Annotated in this window: 2 protein-coding genes; both read left to right on the top strand. The window is 47.6% G+C overall.

Annotated features, from left to right (window positions below):
• Positions 1–254 precede the first annotated feature (254 nt).
• Complete coding sequence (locus AB9F29_RS21220) at positions 255–461, top strand: hypothetical protein (RefSeq protein WP_369757166.1); 207 nt, start codon at positions 255–257, stop codon at positions 459–461.
• A 172-nt stretch (positions 462–633) separates the two neighbouring features.
• On the top strand, positions 634–1,113 hold the full coding sequence (locus AB9F29_RS21215; protein ID WP_369757165.1) for a hypothetical protein: 480 nt from the start codon (positions 634–636) through the stop codon (positions 1,111–1,113).
• Positions 1,114–1,278 lie beyond the last annotated feature (165 nt).

Below are 1,278 nucleotides of genomic sequence, written 5' to 3'. Positions count from 1 at the left end.
CACCGGCCTCGACCGCGCAGACCTCACCGCAAGCGACTTTGATTTCGTTTAAAGAGGCGCAATTGAATGCATAAAGGGGCGGGCTTAAGAGGCTCGCCCCTTTCGTTTGCGAGGGCGTTGGAAACGCCTTGACGCAATTCAATTGTCCATGAAAACGCATCAATCATACCTCCTATCCCTTAAGAGAACGGCACAGATCATGCTAATCAGACAGCTTTGATAACGACGCCGACCAAACACTACGGGGGCTGAAAATGAAACTTCAGCGTGAGAATGTTTGTCGTGAATTGAAGCTCAAACTAGAAACCGATGGCAGGCGCTATACGTTGTGTGTTGGCACCGCGTTTGCTTTGCCTGATCAGGGGGCTGAGGTCTGCTTTGAAGCTCTGCTGATCAGATTCTCGGCCGCAGCGAAGGTCTCCTTTCCGCCCTTACCGTTGACCGACACAAACGACCCGTAACAAACCTTGGTGGCCACTTTTTCGAATAGAAGGATTGAGGCCAATATTGTCTTCTTGCTGTTGACTGGTGGGTGGTTTCACCAAGTACATGTAGGCAAGCCTTTTGCTTCCCAATAGGGGCTTTATCAGAAATAGAGGTTGCAAAATCAGTGTGTTAGAATAGAATTACTAAATGAAAAAAATTGCATTACCGTTGATTTGCGCCGTTTTTTTAGGGGCTGGTTCGGTTGACGCCGAAGATTTTGGTCTGTCAGACGTAAAAGGTTGGCTTGATGGATGCATCGCGTTGACCGTGGGAAAGAGGGTTATGACGCAAACAATGGAGTATGATTGCCTCGCTCAGGCCGAAAAATACTGCTCCGTTGGTCGCTCTGTGGAATTTCGGGATTCGTGCAAGAACGACCTTACGGATCAATTGCGAGCAGATATTCAAGCGGTCCTTCCATTGCTGAAACCGATCGAAGAGATGAAAGCGATTTACAGAAAACGTTTCCAAGAACGTGCCGGAAAATTGCAGAACCAAGATCGAAGCTCATGCAACGAAAGTATCAGCACAACTGAATGTGAATTTGCGTTGATTGGTGTTGACTGGCTAATGACTCGGTCCCTTGCTCGCGAAATCGGTTTGATTATTGTGGAAAATCCAAATTAAAAGAGCAGTTTGTGAACCAGTTAGAGCGGCGTCCGCTTTGTCCGGAGGCTGTGTGAAAACTCCCCCATTTTGATCCAGATGCTGCTATAATTTCCGTATTCGGTATGGAGGTTGTTCATGACGCATTTCATCGAAGGTTTAGACTGGCAGCGGACGATGTTACTG

It is taken from the genome of Falsihalocynthiibacter sp. S25ZX9, from assembly GCF_041205405.1.
Lineage (GTDB): Bacteria > Pseudomonadota > Alphaproteobacteria > Rhodobacterales > Rhodobacteraceae > Falsihalocynthiibacter > Falsihalocynthiibacter arcticus.
This window is presented reverse-complemented; position numbering and strand designations above follow the sequence as displayed.

Excerpts from the sequence above, each read along its gene's own strand:
- AB9F29_RS21215 (WP_369757165.1), top strand. The coding sequence starts at position 634 with ATGAAAAAAATTGCATTACCGTTGATTTGCGCCGTTTTTTTAGGGGCT.
- AB9F29_RS21220 (WP_369757166.1), top strand. The coding sequence starts at position 255 with ATGAAACTTCAGCGTGAGAATGTTTGTCGTGAATTGAAGCTCAAACTA.